This window comes from Phytohabitans sp. LZ39, from assembly GCF_059359075.1.
On sequence record NZ_JCADBM010000015.1, the window covers coordinates 183205 to 202441 of the forward strand.

The 19237-nt window shown below is 72.9% G+C and carries 13 protein-coding genes; 1 reads left to right on the forward strand and 12 read right to left on the reverse strand.

Going from position 1 to position 19237, the window contains the following annotated elements; genetic code table 11:
• Positions 1-2: 2 nt before the first annotated feature.
• The 9 genes from AC5L36_RS27260 to AC5L36_RS27300 are packed head-to-tail and all read right to left on the reverse strand — an operon-like array spanning position 3 to position 11150.
• Positions 3-1847, reverse strand: coding sequence for a hypothetical protein (locus AC5L36_RS27260; RefSeq protein ID WP_441223123.1), 1845 nt, complete (start codon positions 1845-1847; stop codon positions 3-5).
• Positions 1844-3073 carry a lipopolysaccharide biosynthesis protein gene (locus tag AC5L36_RS27265; protein ID WP_441223124.1) on the reverse strand — a complete coding sequence of 410 codons (1230 nt, stop codon included), beginning with the start codon at positions 3071-3073 and terminating at the stop codon, positions 1844-1846. Before AC5L36_RS27265 ends, AC5L36_RS27260 begins: the two co-directional genes overlap by 4 nt.
• Positions 3070-3846 carry a polysaccharide deacetylase family protein gene (locus AC5L36_RS27270; protein ID WP_441223125.1) on the reverse strand — a complete coding sequence of 259 codons (777 nt, stop codon included), beginning with the start codon at positions 3844-3846 and terminating at the stop codon, positions 3070-3072. The genes AC5L36_RS27265 and AC5L36_RS27270 overlap by 4 nt, the downstream gene beginning before the upstream one ends.
• On the reverse strand, positions 3843-6011 hold the full coding sequence (locus AC5L36_RS27275; protein ID WP_441223126.1) for a glycosyltransferase: 2169 nt from the start codon (positions 6009-6011) through the stop codon (positions 3843-3845). The genes AC5L36_RS27270 and AC5L36_RS27275 overlap by 4 nt, the downstream gene beginning before the upstream one ends.
• On the reverse strand, positions 5956-6831 hold the full coding sequence (locus AC5L36_RS27280; protein ID WP_441223127.1) for a phosphotransferase family protein: 876 nt from the start codon (positions 6829-6831) through the stop codon (positions 5956-5958). The genes AC5L36_RS27275 and AC5L36_RS27280 overlap by 56 nt, the downstream gene beginning before the upstream one ends.
• Positions 6828-8012, reverse strand: coding sequence for a hypothetical protein (locus AC5L36_RS27285; protein WP_441223128.1), 1185 nt, complete (start codon positions 8010-8012; stop codon positions 6828-6830). The genes AC5L36_RS27280 and AC5L36_RS27285 overlap by 4 nt, the downstream gene beginning before the upstream one ends.
• Positions 8009-9316 (reverse strand): hypothetical protein, encoded by a 1308-nt coding sequence (locus tag AC5L36_RS27290; RefSeq protein ID WP_441223129.1) that lies wholly within the window; start codon positions 9314-9316, stop codon positions 8009-8011. Before AC5L36_RS27290 ends, AC5L36_RS27285 begins: the two co-directional genes overlap by 4 nt.
• Positions 9317-9318: 2 nt before the next feature.
• A complete protein-coding gene (locus tag AC5L36_RS27295; protein WP_441223130.1) occupies positions 9319-10335 on the reverse strand; it encodes a GNAT family N-acetyltransferase in 1017 nt (338 codons plus the stop codon).
• Positions 10332-11150: a glycosyltransferase family 2 protein gene (locus tag AC5L36_RS27300; protein ID WP_441223131.1), complete on the reverse strand. Its 819-nt coding sequence runs from the start codon at positions 11148-11150 to the stop codon at positions 10332-10334. Before AC5L36_RS27300 ends, AC5L36_RS27295 begins: the two co-directional genes overlap by 4 nt.
• A gap of 258 nt (positions 11151-11408) precedes the next feature.
• Here AC5L36_RS27300 and AC5L36_RS27305 point away from each other — a divergent pair, with 258 nt between their 5' ends.
• Positions 11409-12134 carry an AfsR/SARP family transcriptional regulator gene (locus tag AC5L36_RS27305; protein WP_441223132.1) on the forward strand — a complete coding sequence of 242 codons (726 nt, stop codon included), beginning with the start codon at positions 11409-11411 and terminating at the stop codon, positions 12132-12134.
• Positions 12135-12669: 535 nt separating this feature from the next.
• Here AC5L36_RS27305 and AC5L36_RS27310 read toward each other — a convergent pair.
• The 3 genes from AC5L36_RS27310 to AC5L36_RS27320 all read right to left on the reverse strand — a co-directional run bounded on the left by AC5L36_RS27310 (position 12670) and on the right by AC5L36_RS27320 (position 19024).
• Positions 12670-13227: a DUF1349 domain-containing protein gene (locus AC5L36_RS27310; protein WP_441223133.1), complete on the reverse strand. Its 558-nt coding sequence runs from the start codon at positions 13225-13227 to the stop codon at positions 12670-12672.
• Positions 13228-13286: 59 nt separating this feature from the next.
• The gene (locus AC5L36_RS27315; RefSeq protein WP_441223134.1) at positions 13287-14888 is read right to left on the reverse strand and encodes a pectate lyase family protein; all 1602 of its coding nucleotides are present in this window, start codon (positions 14886-14888) and stop codon (positions 13287-13289) included.
• A 263-nt stretch (positions 14889-15151) separates the two neighbouring features.
• Positions 15152-19024, reverse strand: a complete 3873-nt coding sequence (locus AC5L36_RS27320) for a ThuA domain-containing protein (protein WP_441223135.1) — start codon at positions 19022-19024, stop codon at positions 15152-15154.
• Between the last annotated feature and the right edge of the window lie 213 nt (positions 19025-19237).

Genomic DNA, 19237 nt, shown 5'->3' on the forward strand with positions numbered 1-19237 from the left:
TCCTAAGCCAGGACGAAGATCTTGGCGCCCTCGCGGGCGTAGACGAGCCGGAACAGGCCGGAGGTGGCGACCTGGCGCTCGATCGCCTCGCCCCAGCCGGATGGCCTGCCGAAGAACGACTCGGCCATCACGTACTGGCCCGGCGTCAGGATCAGGTAGGCGCCGCGCGGGTTGGTGCGCATCGTCGCCTCGATGTCCGTCACCTCGTCGGGTCCCCGGTCGTCGGTCAGCGGCGTGTACCGGTACTCGTCGACGTGCCGCGCCCGCCACGTCACGTTGAACGTCAAGGCCACGAACGTCGAGCCCGGTGCCGCGTTGGCGTACAGCCATTCGACGGCGGCCACGTCGCCGGGGCGTACTCGCTCGAAGCTCTCGTTGCCGTAGCGGGCCACGAAGAACGCGCCGGTCATGGCCAGGCTGACCACCACGGTGAGCACCGCCGCCACCGCGGTGTGCCGCGCCGGCAGCAGCGCGGCGACCGCCAGGACGACCGCGAACGGCAGCGCGAAGAGGTACACCCGCAGGAACACCTCGCCGCCGTAGCTCTGCGCGAACAGCAGCAGGAACGGGGCCAGCGCGAGCACGAACACGGCCAGGTCGCCGCGGCCGCGCCGCATCGAGCGCCAGGCCCCGAACGCCGCCAGCCCCCACACGCCGAGCGTCAGCCACTGCCGCACCCGCAACGCGAACAGGTGCCCGGGGTCGCCCCGCACGCGGTCGGCGATTCCACTGTCGACGGTCTGCCCGAGCCGCCCGAACGACGTGAGGAGCTCGTCGAGGTGGCCCGACCAGTACGCCTGCGCGAGATAGCTGAGGTAGCCGGCCAGGATGACCACGAGCAGGGCGGGCAGCGCGCGTACCGCGCAGCGGCGGGCCAGCACCAGCGTCACGACCGGCGCGACCATCGCGACCGGGGTGAGCTGGTGGCTCATCGTGCTCGCGGTGAACAGCAACAGCACCACGACCATGACGCCGGCGAGCGTCCGGCCGCCGGCGGCGACCGGCTCCGGCTCGCCGCGCAGTGGTGCCCGTGGCAGCCCGGCCAGGCGCAGTATCCACATCGGACGCGGGAGCCGGAGGGTGCGACCGGGTGGGCCGGCGCCGTGCCGCGGCCTTCCGTGCTGGCGGTGCCGCAGGCGGTCCAACCTGGACGTGCGGAACCACACCAGCAGCGCGACGAAGATCAGCAGGTAGAACAGGAAGTTGACCGCCTGCGGCGAGAAGTAGTCCTGGCCGACCCAGTTCGCCGGGACGAACAGCCACACCACGAGCCAGGCGCCCGGCGAGTCGGGGAAGCTCAACCGGGCCAGGCGGTACACGACGGCCGCGTAGCAGAGGTTGGCCGCGACCGGCATCCAGTCGAGCAGCGGCATCGCGTCGGGCAGCCCGGCGACGCGGGTGAGCATCGCCGACAGCGTGAAGAAGCCCGGCCAGCTGAAGCGGGCGTCGAGGTCGGGCGCCACCTGGCCGGTGCGGGCGATGTAGTCCGCGAACCCGACGTGCAGCCACGCCGGCACGAAGCGCGGCATCGACTCCACTATGGAGGCCGCGCCGTGCAGCAGGACGGTGAACGCGACCACGTAACCCGCCAGCACGACCGGGCGCGCGGCCAGGAAAAGCGCGGCGGCGAACCCGACGGTGAGCAGCAGGATCGCGGCCCAGAAGCGCATCGGCAGCACGTCCACGAGACCGAGTGAGCCGATCGCGTCCTCCTCGGCCCCGCGCAGCGCGGCGTGGCCGGCCAGCAGGGCGACCGGGGCGGGTGCGGCGGTCGCGACCTCGGCCACCCGGCGCCACGCGGTGGCCGGCCGGAGGGCGCGCGCGGGCATCGCGCCGGGCCCGCTCACGGCGCGCTCCGCACCAGGCGCACGAGGGCCGGCGCCACCGCCGCCGCCACCGCGAGCTGGGCCACGAGGTACGCGGCGCCGACGCCGGTAACGCCCCAGGACGGCATGGTGAGCACCGCGAGGGACACCACGATCGTGCTGACCGCCGCCTCGGCGAGCACGATCCGCCCGACCTGGCGGCGCACCCGGCAGGCCGCGACGTAGACCGCGACCGCGAAGCGCGGCACCACCGCGAGGGCGAAGAGCCGCAGCGGGGTGGCGCTGTCCCGGACGTACTGGTCGCCGAACGGCAGCAGCAGCATCGGGGCGAACGCGCACAGCACGAGCGCGCCGGGGGCGAACAGCAGCAGCCCTTTGCGCAGCAGGTGCCGGGTGTACGTGGCGAGGTGTCCCGGCCGGGCCGCGCTCTCCACGGTCAGCGACATCCCGAAGTGGTCGGCGATCAGCCCGATCGAGCCGCCGACCAGCCAGCCGACGTAGAAGACGGCGTTCGCCTCGGCGCCCAGCACCGCGGTCACCAGCACCGGCAGCGCGTTCGTGCCGGCCTGGAGGAAGAGGAACGCGACGTAGTCGAGCGTCACGAAGCGGATCAGCACGCCACGTCCGGGCAGCCCGCCGGTCCACTGTGTCCCGTCGAGGCGCGGCAGCAGGCGGCGGTAGACGAGCAGGGTGACCGGGACAATCGCGACGGCGACCGGCAGGCTCCACGACAGGAAGATGCCCAGGCCCGGCACCAGCAGGGCGAAGGGCACCAGCAACAGGACCTTCGCGAGCCCGAAGGCCGCGTTCTCCACCGGCACCCAGGCGGCGCCGCGCAGCGCGGTCAGCACGCTGTCCTGCAACGTGAACACGCTCCACGCCGCGACCGACAGCACGAACGCGGACGCGGCCAGCGGCGAGGACGGCCGCACGACGACGAGGAACACCGTGCTCAGCAGCACCGCCGCGGCGCAGCTCGCGCCGTACGCGGCCGCGACGAGCCGCCCGCCGTCGCGGCCCGCCGTCGGCAGGAACCGGGCGAGGGCACCGTTGAGGCTGAGCTGGGAGACGCTGCTCAGCAGCAGCATCGTCGAGACGACCGCCGCGCCGGTGCCCACGTCCTCGGGGGTGTACAGGCGGGCGGCGACGACCCAGTACACGCCGCCCAGCAGCAGGCTGGCCACGGTGTTGAGGCTGAGCGCGTACACGTTGGTGTAGAGCGGGCTGCGCACCCCCAAGGCCGTCATGACCCCGGCCCCAGTGCCCATCGGAAGCGGCGCCAGACCCGCCAGCCCTTGGTGCGCAGCCGCTCGCCCCGCCAGGCCAGCGGCCGGCCCTCGCCGCGCAGCAGGGCGTCGATGCCGGCGGCGCCGGCGTCCCGCTCGACGAGCACGCGGGCGATCGCGTACACGTCGTCGCCGCCGTGGCTGAGGGCGTGCTTCACCGCGCAGGCGGAGGTGTACCCGGCCAGCAGCACCGCCCGCCGCACCCGGTCGCCGTGGTATCCGAACGGGTAGGCGAACGAGTCGACGGCGGCGCCCAGCCCGTCCTCCAGCACGTGCCGGCTGCCGGTCACCTCGGCGCGCAGCTCGTCGGCGCCGAGGCAGTCGAGCGGCCGGTGGGTGTGGCTGTGCGAGCCGATCTCGACGCCACCGGCCCGCAGCGCGGCGAGCTGGTCCCAGTCGAGCTCCGGCCGGCCCGCGCCGATCCGCCCGGTGACCACGTAGGCGGTCGCCCACAGCTTGTACCGCAGCAGCACCGGCAGCGCGGCCGTGGCGAGGTCGCGGTACCCGTCGTCGAGGCTCACCAGCACGGGCCGCTCGGGCATCGGCAGGTCGCCCAGCAGCCAGGTGGCGTACCGGGTGACGGTCAGCGGCGTGCACTGGCGCTCCTTCAGCAGCGCCATCTGCTCGTCGAAGTCGCCCGGCGACACCGACCAGCGCAGGGTCCCGTCGTGCGCGTCGTCGCTGATGCTGTGGTAGCACAGCACCGGGACGGCGGTCGGCCGCAGGTCGTTCACGACCGCGCTCGTTCCGACCCGAAGCACACCGCCCACGCGTAGTAGGCGAGCCCGAGCGCCATGCCGCACAGCTCCAGCGCGGTCAGCGAGGCCGGGTAGCCGTCGCGCTTGCCGGCGTTCTTCGGCGACCGCGGCCAGAAGGCGTACACGATGCCGCGCGGCAGCCGCCGGATCAGCTCGCGCCGGCCCACCCGGTCGGCCGTGACGAGGCTCTTGGCCATGACCGCGCCGAGGCCGACGCCGTACGCGTAGATGGTGCGCCGCAGCGCCCGCAGCTCCCGCTTGTGCGCGTGCCACACGATCGCGGACGGCTCGTAGGCGAGGGCGTGCCCGGCCAGCACCAGCCGCATCAGCACGTCGATGTCCTCGCCGGCGGGTACCGCGGCGGGTGAGCCGAGCACCGGGTCGAAGCCGCCCAGCGCGCGCAGCACACCGGTGCGGAAGGCGACGTTCGCGCCGGTGCCGTAGGTGCCGGGCAGGTACGGGTACAGCGACCGCGGTGCGGCGGCCACCCGGCGCACCCGCCCGCGCTCGACCGTCTCGTACCCGCTGGCGTCGAAGCGGCGCCGCAGGCAGCCCTTGCCGAAACCGCCGTAGCGCTCGATCCACAGCTGGGCGGGCGTCTCCAGCTCGCGGGCGAGCACGTGGCCGGTGACCGCGGCGACGCCGGCGTCCGCGAAACGGTCCACGAGGGAACGCAGCCACCACTGGTCGACCACCACGTCGTCGTCGGCGAACGCCACGATCTCGCCGGTCGCCTCGGCCAGCCCGCGGTTGCGCGCGTACGCCACGCCGTGCCGGGGCTCGGCGACGTACCGCACCCGCGGGCCGTAGGAGGCGACGAGGCCGGCGGTGCCGGGCCGCTCCGGCCGGTTGTCCACCACGACGATCTCGTAGTGTGGATAGTCCAATGTGGTCAAGCTGGCCAAGGCCTGGCGCAGGTGCGTCTCCCGGCCGCAGGTCGGCACGACCACGCTGGCGAACGGCGTCTCGGCCGGTGCCCGCCGGACCTGGTGGTCGATCTCCCAGCCGAGCTGGCGCCGGATCAGCTCGGAGAGCGCCGGCGCGGTGAGGCCGCCGGGCGGGAGGTCGGTGCGGAGCACCCCGAGGACCTCCCCCCGCACGCGGACCAGCACCCGGGCGGCGGCGTACCGGTCGTCGGCCGGCACCGCCGGTATCCCGTCCTCCAGATCCACCGCGAGGACCCGCTCCGGTGGAGGCGGTCGCTTGTGGACGAAGTAGCCGGCCCGTGCCACGAGGTAGGCGCCCGCGGTGATTGCCAACCCCGCGACCACGGCCCCCGCCTGGCGCAACCTTCCGGCGGTCAGCGAACGCCAGAAGGCGCGGGGCAGCGTGTGGCGCACGTAGTCCCGCTCGGCCGACAGCGCCGCCCCGGCGCCGGCAAGCTGGGCCACGACGGCCTTGGAGCGGCCTTCGGCGGCGCAGCGGCGGCGGAAGTACCGCCAGGTGCCGCGCTCGGCGGGCACCCGGTGCCGCACCGCCGCGGCCGGGTCGTAGAGCACCGTGCCGCGCAGGCGGATGCACAGCTCGGTCTCCTCGCAGCCGGCCGCGTCGCCGCCGACCCGGCCGAGCGCCGGGTCGAAACCGCCGGCCCGCAGCAGCGCGTCGCGCCGGAAGGACATGTTGCAGCCGATCAGGTTGCGCACCGGCGCGACCGCCCGCGGCAGCCCTGTATGCGCGCAGCCGACCACCCAGTCGAACTCGGGCGGCAGCCAGCGCGGCCGCCCGGTCTCCCAGTCCGGCACCGCGGCACCACCGGCGGCGACGACGTCCGGGTCGGCGTACAGCCGGGTGAGCCGGGCGAGCCACTCGCCGTCCGCCTCGGCGTCGTCGTCGAGGAATGCGACGATCTCCGTGCCGGCGTGGGCCACGCCGGTGTCGCGGGCGCCGGAGAGGCCGCGCGGCCCGGCGTTGGGCACCACGGTCACGCCGGGGAACGCGGCTGCCGCCCGGGCCAGTAGCGCCGGGTTGTGGTCGATGACCAGCACGACCCGCTCGGCGGCGGTCCGCTGGGTGCGTGCCGAGCGGACCGCACGGACGATCATCGGCCAGCGGCGCGAGGTGTAGGCGCAGATGACGACGGTGGGCTCAGATACGGGCGAGTACGCGGTCGACGTTGCCGCGTAGCCAGCGTGGGTTGTCACGGTGTCCCTCCGAGTCGATGAAGAGCGCGACGTGGCGCAGCCAGTAGAGAAGGAGGGCGGGCCGCTCGGGCATGCCGTCCAGCCAGGACAGTGCGGTCCCGGTGTCGACGCGCAGCGTGGCGGCCAGGCCGTGGCGCAGCGCGCGGACCACCACGTCCCCCAGCTCGGCGCGGGTCGCCATCACTCTGATGTGGACGAGGTCGTGCAGCGGGAGCTGGCCCGGGCCGGCGCGGTCCCAGTCGACGATCCCGGTGACCCGGCCGCCCTCGGCGAGCACGTTTCCGGTCCAGAAGTCGCCGTGGATCCAGCTGGTGCGGGCGCGGCGTCCGGCGACGGCGGTGACGAGCTCGGCCCGCAGCCGGTCGGCCCCCCGCCCGATCCGGCGCAGCGGCCGATCGATCCACGCGTCGACCTCGGCCGCGCCGAGCACCGTCCACTGTGCGGTCCGGGCGTGCAGGTCGGTGACGACCCGCTCGGCGCCGTCGAGGGTACGCGCGGGCGCACCCGGCAGCGCCTCCTCCACCCAGTACGGCCGTCCCGCCAGTGCGGCCTGGCCAAGCGGGCGGGGCACGACCGCGCGCCAGCCGGCCAGGCGCGGGTCGGCGTACAGGGCGGCGAGCGCCGTGGCCTGCCGGCGCAGGTTCTCCGCGCCCTCGGCGGTGTGCGGCACCTTCAGCACCACCCGCCGGCCGGTCGCGTCGCAGCTGGCCACCGCGACCGCCACGAGCGTGTCGCTGACCCGGACGCGGGTGACCCGCCAGGCCGGGCCGGGCAGCGTGGCGGCGGCGGCGGAAAACCAGGCCCGCGACGGCCGTCTCATCGCAGCCGCCGGGACGCGTGGAGCCGCCCGATGTGGGCCAGGACGTCCGCCAGCACGACCTCGGGCGGCCGGTCGCTGTCGATCCGGACGGCGCGCGGGACGCGGTCGGCGATCCGGCGGAAGTGCGCCCGCTCGGCCTCCAGCTCGGCCCGGCCCCGGTCGCCGCACCGCCGCGCCATCACACCGCCCGGTGCGTCGAGGACCACGGTCAGGTCGGGCGCCGGGCAGGAGCGGCGCAGCAGCCACAGGTACGGGCGCTTGAGCCGGACCAGCGGCGGGCTCGGCGGGAGCATGGCGTCGTACACGTACCGGTCGAAGACGACAAGCCGCCCCAACGCCCGGTGCCGCAGCGCGCCGAGGTACCGCCACCACACGAGGGCGGGCCGGAGTGCCACACCGACCGGTCCGGGCGAGGGCGCCCCGCTGCGTGGCCACAGTCCCATGTAGACAAGGCGCACGGGCCGGCCGGACCGGGCCGCGATCCCGACGGCGAGCGTCGACTTGCCGGCGCCGTCCGGGCCGAGCAGCACCACGCTCGCGCCGCGCCGGTTCCACGCGCGCAGCAGCGGCCGGGCCGTGCGCAGTACCGCCGCCCGGGTACGCGCCGCGCCCACGGCTACCGGCGCCGCCCGCCACCAGGCACGCACCACCAGGGGTCGTACGGCGACGAGTGCCGGCCAGCGCCCGGCCCGGGCGTGCGCGAGCAGGATCGCGATCGGTACGCCCGGGGGCAGCGCCCGCACGACCGGGCCGGACAGCGAGGCGGCCGGGGCGAGCGTGCCGAGCCGGCGCCGGTGCCGGTCGGCGAAGCCGCCGCGGTCGAGCAGGCAGTGCAGCAGCAGCGCCCAGAACTCGTCCTCCGGCGCGAGCAGCCAGGCGCCGTCCGCCCGCCGCCGCCGGGTCAGGCAGGCACGCGCGGCCGCCATCCGCAGCTCGCCGCGCCGCCCGAAGGCGAAGCCGGTCATCAGGTCGAACCGCGCCCACCCGGTCAGGAACGCGCCGGACCTCCGGCGCCGGCCCACCCGGCGCAGGCCGCGCCGCTCCAGCGCGGCGATCGCCCGGTCCAGGTCGGCCGGGGCGACCAGCACGTCGACGTCCCGCCCGCCGGCGCAGCCGTGCATCAGCGACCACCGCACGCCGGCACCGTCGAGTGCGGACAGTCCCGTCTGGACGGCGGTCACGGCGCACCTCCCGCCGGTACGTACCGCACCTCGTACGGCGGCAGCGTGTCGACGGCGACGGAGCCGGTCCGCCCGTTCAGCCGGCCGACGTGTGGCGCCGGCCAGGCGACGGGCGTCGCGGCCGGGTCGGCGAGCACCTCCTGCATCCACGCCAGCGCCTCGGCGAAGGCCAGCGGGCGGCCGCCGCCGGCCACCTCGGTGGAGCTCCACAGCGCCGGCGGCCGTACCCCGTGTGCCTCCTCGGCGCCGCGCTGTGGCTGCCAGACCAGTGCCACGGCCGCGCCCTGCTCGGCCATGTGCAGCAGCGCGGTGACCGCGGTCGCCAGCAGCCGCGGCTGGCCGCCCGAGTCGGCGCGGCCCACGTGGAACTCGCTCCACCACACCGGCAGCGGGGTGATCTGCCGCAGCCAGGCGGTGACGGCCCCGAAGACCGCGGTGTTGACCCGGGCGTCGCGGGACAGCGGCCCCTCGTCCCGGGTGACCATGCCGGCGTCCACGGCGACGAAGTCCGCGCCGTGCTTGTACCGCAGCCAGTAGCCGAGCACGTCGAGGCTGCGCTGGTCGACGGTCCCCCACTGTCCGGAGAGGACGGACGGGTGCCCGCCGGCCGAGCGGCTGGCCCAGGTCTCCACCACCACGTACGGCCCGCCCACCGACAGTCCCGGGTCGCGCCGCTTGAGCGCGTCGTAGACCGTGTTGTAGAGGCGCGTGTAGGCCTCGTAGTCCCAGCGCTCGGCGGCGTCGTCCCAGAAGCCCTTCAGCTCGTTCCACACCTGGAAGTGCCGCACGTCCGGGTAGCGCTCGGCGGCCCGCACCGCCAGGTCGGCGAAGTCGCCGTAGTGCTCGGGCAGTGGCGCGGTGTGCAGCCTGTTCCAGTCGGTCTCGCCGGCCCGGCCGCCCTTCATCCAGTCCGGCGCGCAGCAGAGGGTGAGGACCGGCGTGCCGCCGGTGGCGCGGATCAGCTCCATGCGGCGGTCCAGCGACTCCCAGTCGTAGACGCCCGGCGCCGGCTCGGGGTTGAGCGCGCCCCAGCCGAACAGATGCTGGTTCTGGTACGTCGCGGCCGCCCTGAGCACGCCGCGCGCGGAGTCGATGGCGGCCTCGTCGCCCCAGTCGTCGATGGAGTACTGGGTGTGCGTCACGCCCACCGCGAACCCGCTCGGGTGCGGCCGGTGGCCGGCGGGCGCCGCCCAGTCGTACCCGGACACCACCGGCGCCGACTCCTGGCGCGGTGGCAGCGCGGTCAGCGCGAGCAGCGCGGCCAGGCCCGCGGTCCCGACCACCACCCACCGCGCCGCACCCATGGCTAGCTCCGGTCCGCCCGCGCCCGCAGGACCCGCCGTGCCGCGGCCTGCGCCCGGCCGGCCACCGCGGAGACGGGCACGGTCTCGATGTCGTACGTGGCGTAGTGCTGCGCCACCGCACCGAACCGGCTCTTGAAGAGCGCGAGCGGCGAGTCCGGTGCGGAGTCGCCCATCTGGTAGACCGCGCATCCCGCCTCGACCGCGTCCTCGATGGCGGTGCGCTGCAACAGGTAGTTGGCGTAGCAGGGGCCGGCGAGCCGGTCCGCCATCGCGCCGCGCCAGTAGACCGCGGTGCCGGTGCCGAAGAGGACGACGATCACGGCGACCGGCCGGCCGTCCAGGAACGCGCCGTAGAGCCGGCAGGCGATGGCCCGGTCCGCCATCACCGCCCGCAGCTTGCGTGGCGGCTCCCGGCGGGCCGCCCGCCACCGGGCCAGCGCCGGGGGCACACCCTCGTGCCGCGCCCAGCGGTCCACCGACTCCGCGTACAGCGCGTGGAAGACCGGCAGCAGCCGGCCGGTGTCGTCTCGCTCGACGGTGACGCCGTGGCGCTCGGCGCGGCGCGCCCGGTTGCGGGCGTCGGAGTGGAAGCGGGTCCGCCACACCCGGTCGAAGCCGCCGTCCAGCGGCAGCGCCTGCGACATCCGCCGTTCACGCCGTACGCCGGCCGGCATCGCCGCCTCCCACACCGCCGCGTACGCCGGGTCGGGTCTGATGTGGACACCCAGCGCGCGCAGGCCGGCCAGGTCGGCGCCGACCAGGCGCACGTCGCCGGGGCGCACCCCGCCGTCCGCGACGATCCCGCCCGGCCCCCAGCCCAGCGGCAGCGAGGCGCCGCGTCCCCGGCGCCATACCAGCGGGAGCACGAGGCGCCGCCCGTCACCGACCTCGTAGAGCCGCGACGCGTCCCGGTAGCCGCCGACCGCGCAGACGCACCGCAGCCAGGCGGGCGTCTGGCTGGGTAGGTCCGGCGCCGGCCACTCGCTGGCCGGCGCCGGGCGCGGCAGGGCGACGGTCATCGGGTGACCTCCAGCACCGCCCACCAGTCGCGCAGGGCGCGCTGGTCGATCGGGTCCACGACCGGCCGCGGCCGGCGGGAGACCCGCTCCCGGAGCAGGGTGCGCAGCACGCGCTGCCCGTCCCGGAACGTGTGCAGGTGCGAGCTGCCCGACAGCCGGGGCAGCTCGTAGCTGGGCACCTCGGCGATGCGCAGGTTGGCCTTGAGTGCGTGCACCGCGAGCTCGGTCTCGATCTCGAACCCGTGCGCGGTGAGGGCCAGCGCGGGCAGGCAGGCGCGCCGGAACGAGCAGTACCCGTAGCACAGGTCCGTGAAGCGGATGAGGAAGAGCCCGTTCGCCATCCGGACGAGCGCCTGGCTGCCCAGCCGGCGCAGGGGCGTGAGGTCGGTGGAGCCGCCCCCGCTGAGAAAGCGCGAGCCTTTGACGAAGTCGTACCCGTTCAACAGCGGCGTGACGAACCGGTGGATCTCCTGCGGGTCCATGCTGCCGTCGGCGTCGATCATCACGATGATGTCGCCGCTGGCGGCCGCGAACCCGGTCCGCAGCGCCTCACCCTTCCCACGGGCACGCTGGGTCACGACCACGAGGTCCGGGCGGACCGCACCCGCCACCTCCCGGGTGCGGTCGGCCGAGCGCCCGTCCACCAGCACCACCTCGTCCACCAGTGCCGGCATCCGGCGCAGGACCCAGGCGATGTTCCGCTGCTCGTTGAGGGCGGGGACGACGACGCTGATCCGAGGTCGGAGAGCGTGGCCGTCGATCCGGAGCGGCGCCAGGGCCGATCGGCCGCGCGCCCGCCACGTCAATGTCGTCATGGGTTCCCCGCCTCCCAGGTCGGCGTGCGTCAGGTAACCCTCCGTGGCTAACACCACTTCCGTTGTCGCTGCGTCACCGTGCCGTCACACTGGGCTACTACCGCCGGGTAGTCACCGGATCGCGGATAACGGACCGGTGACCAGCTAGAAAAGCGGGACGTATGTGGGAGCAGCGGCCACGTTCGGTCGATTGACCCTGCGACAAATGGGGACAAACCTGGACTGGTGTTCGGCGTCTTTCCCACCCTCGTGTGGTCGATGACCCTCATCGACCGCTGGGAGCTGCGGAGCGGCGCCGACCCCGTCGCCACCACCCCCGCCGTCCAGCGACTCGCCGCCTTCCTCGCCCTCCAGGGCCCGCACGACCGCGCCTGGATCGCCGGCCAACTCTGGCCCGAGTGCAACGAACGCCACGCCCACGGCGCCCTCCGCTCCGCCCTGTGGCGGATCCGGCACCAGCACCCCGGCCTGGTCCGGACCGCGCGCGGCGCCATCGCCCTCGACCCCGCCGTCCGCCTCGACGTCGACCGCATCCTCAGCCGCGCCGCCGCCATCCTCGAGGAGGGCCAGACCCCAGCGGACGCGCTGACCGTGCTGTCCGCAGGCGACCTGCTTCCCGGCTGGTACGAGGACTGGGTCATGCTCCACCGCGAACGCCTGCACCAGCTACAACTCCACGCCCTGGAGCACCTGGCCGCACTCCTCACCCGCGACGGCGACTACCACCGCGCGCTCCAGGCCGGCCTCACCGCCGTCCGCCTCAACCCACTGCGGGAAAGCGCCCACCGCGTGGTCGCCCAGGTCCACCTCGCCGAGGGCAACATCTGCGAGGCCATCCGCCAGTACGAGCAGTGCCGCCACATCCTCGCGAACGAACTGGGCATAGTCCCCACCCGCCACTTCCGCGGGCTGCTCGCCCCCCACCTCGCCGCGCACACCACCCCGCCGTCACCCGTCGCCGCCTCCGGGTCGCACCTGTCGTGACGTTTCCACTCACGCGGATTTGCCCCCGTCCGCGTCACCTGCGGACCGCATGCGCGCTCGCCGAAACCCCCGACCTCCACTGCCAGGTCCGCGGTGCAAGCCCGCGGCCTCGCCGTCCGCTGTTGGTTGCGGTTAGCGCGCCTCCGGCGGGGCCTCCGGCTCCGGCCGGGCCGTCCCCGGCTTGGTTCGTTCTGTTGGTGGGGTGGCTGCGGCTAGGGGCCGACCGACCGGCGGATCGCCGGCCCACGTTCCCACTCGTTGGGGATGTGGCTCAGCATGTGGACGGCGTCAGGATCGTTCGCCCGGAAACGACACGACACGCCGGGAAGAGTGCAGGTATCGGGCGAACGATCATGCACGCCGCCGCTGCGGCCCTGACATCTCCCACGTGACGGGGGTCTAGACGACCACGATCACCAGGACTTCCCCACCCTCGCCGCCGATCAAGGCCTTGCGGCGACACTCGGTGCGTGGCGGGTGCTTTGGCTGGAAGTGCGGCTGGCGCGGGCAAATCCGCTTGGGGGAAACGGCGCGGCTACACCCCGCTGCGGAGGTCGGGCAGGAGCTCGTGGGTGAAGGTGATGTGGTCGAACGTGACCGTGCAGCCTTCGCCCATGGGTGACTGGGCGACGAAGCCGACCCGCACCGGTGCCGCGCCCTCGCCCAGGGCGAAATGGCGGACGAAGTGCCAGTGGCCGCCGTCGACGCTGGCGTGGAAGGCCCAGTTGGGGCCCAGGCGGGAGACCCGCAGCCACAGCGGGTCGCCGGGCGGGACGGTGAAGGAGTTGGCGTCGTCGGAGAGGCCGCGCGTGACCACGGAGACGGCCATGGTGTCGCCTTGCGGGGAGCGTTCGAAGCAGAGCTTGCCCCAGGTCGACTCGTCGACCCACACCAGCAACGCGCCGGCGTCGTAGGTGCCGGCGAAGTCGACACGGACGCGGGCGGAGAGCTGAAACGGGCCGTCCGGCGGTGTGGCAAGGGTCGGGTCCGCGTTGAGTGTGGGCGCGGAGCCGCCGGGGTCGACGAAGAGGTCGGTGCGGGGCGCGGCGGTCAGGCGCAGCTCCGCGGGCAGGTCCGTGATGATCAGCGTCATGCGGTCCACGCTAGTGGAGCCGGCGACGCCCGGTCGCCGGCTCCACCGTCTCGTGGTGGCTAGATCCTGCCGGCGCCGGCGCCCGAGGTGACGGTCGCCTTGACGGTGCCTACGTTCTCCGCCGTGTAGCCGTACGGGATGGGGTCCACCGTCCCGTTGACCTCGCAGGGTCCGGAGTTGGTGAGCGAGTTGTTGCGCGCCACCAGGCGGCCCGGGTCGGAGTCCGCGTAGCCGCTCGCCGACCAGCACGCCTGCTGCACGTTTTCGAACACGTTGCCCTCGACGAGCACGCCGGCGTCCATCGTGGACGCGATGGCGTACGAGGAGGTGTTGTTGTTGACGTTCGTGTAGTAATTGTTGAACACGTGCACCGTCTCGCCGAAGCGCACGCGCGGGCTGCGCTCGAAGGTGCGGTCGAACCAGTTGTGGTGGTACGTGATCCGCAGGTGACCCACGTCCTCGCCCGCGTTGCCGTCGGAGTGGCCGACGAGTGAGGTCTTCCAGTGGTCGCGGACGACGTTCCACGAGATCGTGATGTAGTCACCGGCGTGGGTGATGTCGATCATGCCGTCGTAGAAGTCGACGTCGTCCTCGATGGTGCTGGAGAGCGTGTTGTGGTCGATCCAGATGTGGGTGGCGTTCTCGATCTGGATCGCGTCGCCGCCGGGCACGCCGCGGATGTTCATGTTCTGGATGATGACGTTGGCCGGCTGCATGTCCTCGATGTTGAGGGTGGTGCCGGAGACGCCGGAGCCGGCGCCGACGCCGCGGATCGTCTTGTTGGCGGTGACCTCGATGGTGCCCGAGCCGCTGAGCATCCCGTTGACGAGGATCGTGCGGGTGCCCGACGCCTGCGCCTGGGTGCGCAGGTCGTTCCAGTTGCTCACGGTGACCGTCGCACCGCCCGCGCCGCCGGTGGTGCCGCCGGCCTGGGTGGCCCAGCCGACGATCCCGCCGGGCTGCGGTGGGTTGCTGGTCGGCGGCGTCGAGGGCGACACCGAGGCGGAGGGCGACACCGACGGTGAGACCGACGGCGAGGAGGGTGTCGTCGGGCTGGGGCCGGCCGCGTCGGTCACCAGCACGTCGTCGAACGAGCCGGCCGTGTAGTTGGCCACCAGGCCCGCGCGCCCGGTGGCGTACGAGCTGTCCGATGTGGACACCAGCTGGGCGCCGTTGACCGAGCCGACCAGCGAGCTGCCGGTCGCGCTCAACGTCAGCGTGTACCAGGTGCCGGTGCTCGCCGAGAAGGACGCCGACGCGAGCGTGGTGGTCGCGCCCTTGCGGATCTGCACCGAGGTCGGCGTGAGCACCAGCGCGTAGAAGCTCGACGTGCTCTGCACGCGGGCCGCCACCCCGATCCCGCGCGAGCCCGAGCTGCTGAACGTGTTGGCCCGTACCCGGGCCGAGGCCGTGGCGGTGGTCCACGAGGTGGAGCCGGCCAGCGCCTTGGCGCTCGCGCCGGTGCCCGACTGGGAGTAGGCGCCGGACGAGACCGACCAGGTGCCGCCGGAAGTGCTCCAGCCGCTGGCGTTGCCGTCGTCGAAGTTGTCGGAGAAGAGCGTGGCCGCGTTGGCCGCGCTTCCGATGGTGAACACGAGTGCGGTGGCCGCCGCGGTGATGCCGGCCACCAGCGCGATCTGATGGCGTCTTGCCTTCTGCATGGAAAGGACCTCCCCGCGCTGGAATGCGCTTTCCTGCCAACGTAGGAAGAAGGAATCAAACCAGTCAATGGGGGCCATGTGCAGGTTTGTTGCACCAAATCCGCTCAACACGGCATGCCGACGCGGCGGTCGGTCCAGATATGCGCGTTATTCGGTGGGTTTAGCGGAGCCTCAATTCGCAGGGATTGACGCTGATCATATGGCAAGCGCTTTCCGGGAGCCAGCGGCCCGGGAGCGCGACGCTCCCGGGCCGCTGTAGTGGATCAGCTGCCGTAGACCTCGAAGGTGAACAGCGAGTACCCCCACGCGGTGCCGCGCGCGGTCGCGTTGATCCGCACATATCGTGCCTGGGCGCTCAGACCGGTGTTGTCGTCCTCACCACCGTTGCCGCCCGTGACCGACCGCGCCGTGGTCCAGGTCGTGCCGTTCGTCGACGTCTGGATCTGGTACGCCGAACCGTACGCCGCCTCCCACACCAACCGCACCCGGCTCACCGTGTAGGTGGCCCCCAAGTCCACCTGGATCCACTGCGGATCCGAGAAGGCGCTCGCCCACCGGGTCGTCGCCGAAGCGTCCACCGCGTTCGACGCCGGATACTCCGCCGCCTCCACACTGGACGCCGTCGCCGGCTTGTTCAGCGCCACGTTGGTCGCCTGCGGCGGGCCCTGGTCGCCGTAGACCTCGAAGGTGAACAACGAATACCCCCACGCGGTGCCCCGCGCGGTCCCGTTGATCCGCACATAACGTGCCTGGGCGCTCAGACCGGTGTTGTCGTCCTCACCACCGTTGCCGCCCGTCACCGACCGCGCCGTCGTCCACGTCGTACCGTTCGTCGACGTCTGGATCTGGTACGCCGAACCGTACGCCGCCTCCCACACCAACCGCACCCGACTCACCGTGTAGGTGGCCCCCAGATCCACCTGGATCCACTGCGGATCCGAGAAGGCACTCGCCCACCGGGTCGTCGCCGAAGCGTCCACCGCGTTCGACGCCGGATACTCCGCCGCCTCCACACTGGACGCCGTCGCCGGCTTGTTCAGCGCGAGATTGGGCGACTGCGGCGGAGTGCCGCCGTTGAAGGTGAACGAGTCGATGTCGAACAGCGAGCCGGCGCCGCCGGTGAACACCAGGAACAGGTTGTGCGTGCCGGCCGGCGGCGTGACGGTGCCGGTGACGTCCGTCCACGTCTCCCAGCCGCCGGTCGGCGCGACAGTGGCGGTGCCGACCACCGGGCCGGTGGCCGAGCCGGTGCGCAGGGAGATGGTGCCCCCGGTGCCGGCCGACGCGACCCGCGCGGTGAACGAGCCGACGCCGCTCAGGTTGTACGGGGTGAACGAGATCCAGTCGCCGTTTTCGACGAAGCCGACCGCGTTGCCGCCGTTGGCCGACGGCTTGGCGACGGTGGTGGTGCCCTGCTGGCCGCTGTAGTGCTCGGCCTGGCGGGTCCGTGGCTGTAGCACGGCCTGCGGCGAGGTCACCGGCGTGGTCGCGCCGACCGGCGTGTACTCGGCCACCATCACGCCGAAGATGTTCGCGTTGGCGTCGTGCTCACCGTCCACGGTGGTCTGTATCGTGCCCGAGCAGCCGGTCGCGCTGGTCATCGGGTGGCCATGGCTGTCGTGGCCGAGGATGTAGTTGACCCGCACCCGGCCACAGTCGACGGTCGGCGCGTTCGGGTCGCTGACCGTCACCTGATACGGGACGGCGTCGCCGAAGTTGAACACCCGCCCGTTCGCCGGCAGGCCGAGCGTGACCGTCGGCCGCCCGACGCCGATCACCACGCTCGCCGTCGCGCTGCGGCCGGTGCCGTCGCTCACCGTGAGTGTGGCGGTGAACTCGCCGTTGGTCGTGTACGTAAACGCCGGGTTGGCGGCGGTCGAGTCGGTGCTGCCGTTGGTGGTGAAGTCCCACGCGTAGGTGATCGGGTCGCCGTCCGGGTCGCCGGAGCCGGCCGAGCTGAACTGCACGGTCAGCGGCGCGTTCCCGCTCGTCGGGTTCGCGGCGGCGGACGCGACCGGCGACCGGCCACCGCCGGAGTGGTACTCGATCCGGTAGAGCGCCGAGTTTGCGTCGCCGCCGAACCAGCCGGTGCCGTAGTCGAGCACGTAGAGGGCACCGTCCGGCCCGAACTCCAGATCCATCACCTGGGTGCCGGTGTACGCCGGGAAAGCCTCGACGGTGCCGGAGACGGTGGCCGTCTTGATCCACCGGCGGCCGAACTCGCCGAGGAAGACCTTGCCGTTCATCGACGCCGGGAACTTCACGTCCGACGCGAGCGTGGCGCTGTAGTTGTAGACCGGGCCGCCCATCGGCGACAGGCTGCCGCAGCAGAGCGCGGGCGGGTCCTGCCCACCGCCGTAGGGCAGCCACGCCGTCTGGGAGGGCGGCAGCTGGGTGATGCCGGTGTTGTTGCGGGAGTTGTTCACCGGCCCGCCGGTGCAGTTGAACGCGGCGCCCGACGGCCCGGACGGGAAGGTGAAGTCGATGTACGGCGTGTTGTAGTTCGAGCAGTACGGCCAGCCGTAGAAGCCGGGCTGCGTGATGCGCTCGAACGACACCGTGCCGGCCGGCCCGCGCGTGGGGCTGCTGGTGCCGGCGTCCGGCCCGTAGTCGCCGAGGTACACGACGCCGGTCGCCCGGTCGACGGCCATCCGGAACGGGTTGCGGAACCCCATCGCGTAGATCTCCGGGCGGGTGTTGGCCGTGCCGGCGGGGAACATGTTGCCGGCCGGGATCGTGTACCCGCCGCCGGCGCTCGGCCGGATTCGCAGCACCTTGCCGCGCAGGTCGTTGCTGCTGCCGGAGGTGCGCTGCGCGTCGAACGCGGGGTTGCGGTCGGCCCGCTCGTCGATCGGCGTGTAGCCGCTGGAGTCGAACGGGTTGGTGTCGTCCCCTGTGGACAGGTAGAGGTTGCCGGCCGCGTCGAAGTCGATGTCACCGCCCACGTGGCAGCACATGCCGCGGCTGGTCGGCACGTCCAGGACCGTGACCGCCGAGTTGGGGTCGAGCGTGAAGTCGGCGTTGACGGTGAAGCGGGACAGCCGGTTGACCCCGTTGAACGGCGCGAACTGGGCGGCCGTGCCGGTCGCCGGCGCGTCACCGGCCGGCGTGGACAGTGGCGGCGCGTAGTACACGTAGACCCAGCGGTTCGACGCGAAGTTCGGGTCGGCCTTGATGCTCTGAAGCCCCTCCTCGTCGTGCGTGTACACCGGGATGGTCAGCGCCACCTTCGTGTTGCCGGCCGGGTCGGTGTAGCGGACGGTGCCGTCGCGCGAGGTGTGCAGCACGCCCCGGTTGGGCAGCACGGTCAGGCCCATCGGCTCGCCGACCTCGGCGACGCCTTTGGCGAGGGTCACCTGGCGGTAGCCGGCCTGCGGCGGCTGGCCGGTCGAGCAGTTGCCGGTCCCCTGGGCCGCGTACCGGATGCCACCGAGCAGGTGGGAGCGGAAGTTGGCCTCGCCGTAGCTCTCGATGGTGTGGCCCATGCCGGTGTACCACGAGCGGCCGCCGTCGTAGCCGCGGCACCACGCGATCGGGTGATCCCCACCCATCGAGCCACCCGTGTAGGTGCTCTCGTCCAATGTGGCCAGCACGTGGGTCTGCGAACGCGGGTTGGTCCGGTAGTTGTACCACTCGTCCAGCCGCTGCCACGCCGTGGGCAGCCCGGCCGTCGACGGGTGCGTCGTGTCCTCGATGCGCACGGTGGCGTTCTGGTTGGCCGGGTGGCTGGCGAAGTAGGCGCCGACGAGGTTGCCGTACCACGGCCAGTCGTACTCGGTGTCGGACGCCGCGTGGATACCCGCGTATCCCCCGCCGCCCCGGATGAAGCCCTCGAACGCCGCCTGCTGACTGGCGTTCAGCACGTCCGCGGTGGTGGAGAGCCAGACGACCGCCTGGAAACGCGCCAAGTTCGCCGCGGTGAACTGCGCCGCGTCCTCCGTGGCTTCGACGGTGAAGTTGTTTTGCGCGCCCAGCTGCTGGATCGCGGCGATGCCGGCCGGGATCGAGTCGTGCCGGAAGCCGGCGGTCTTACTGAAGACCAGAACATTGAAGTCCGCCGCCGCCTGGGCCGGGACGGTGGTGAAGCCGACCGCCGCCATGATCAAGGCAAGGCAGAAGGCCAATCTTCGGAACATGATCGGCTGTCTCGCTTCCTGTCGAACAAACTTCCGGACAGGCGTGCGCCGATCACGCCGATCACCACCGACACATTGGAGTCTGGCGATAACCTGAGGCGAGACTAAGATGTTTCGCGCGTGTCGTCTAGATGTTAAGTCCTGTCACTCGAAACTTCGGTCCATACATGTCGAACTTTTTGTAAGGCACACAGAAGTGGGCGCGTGGCAGAC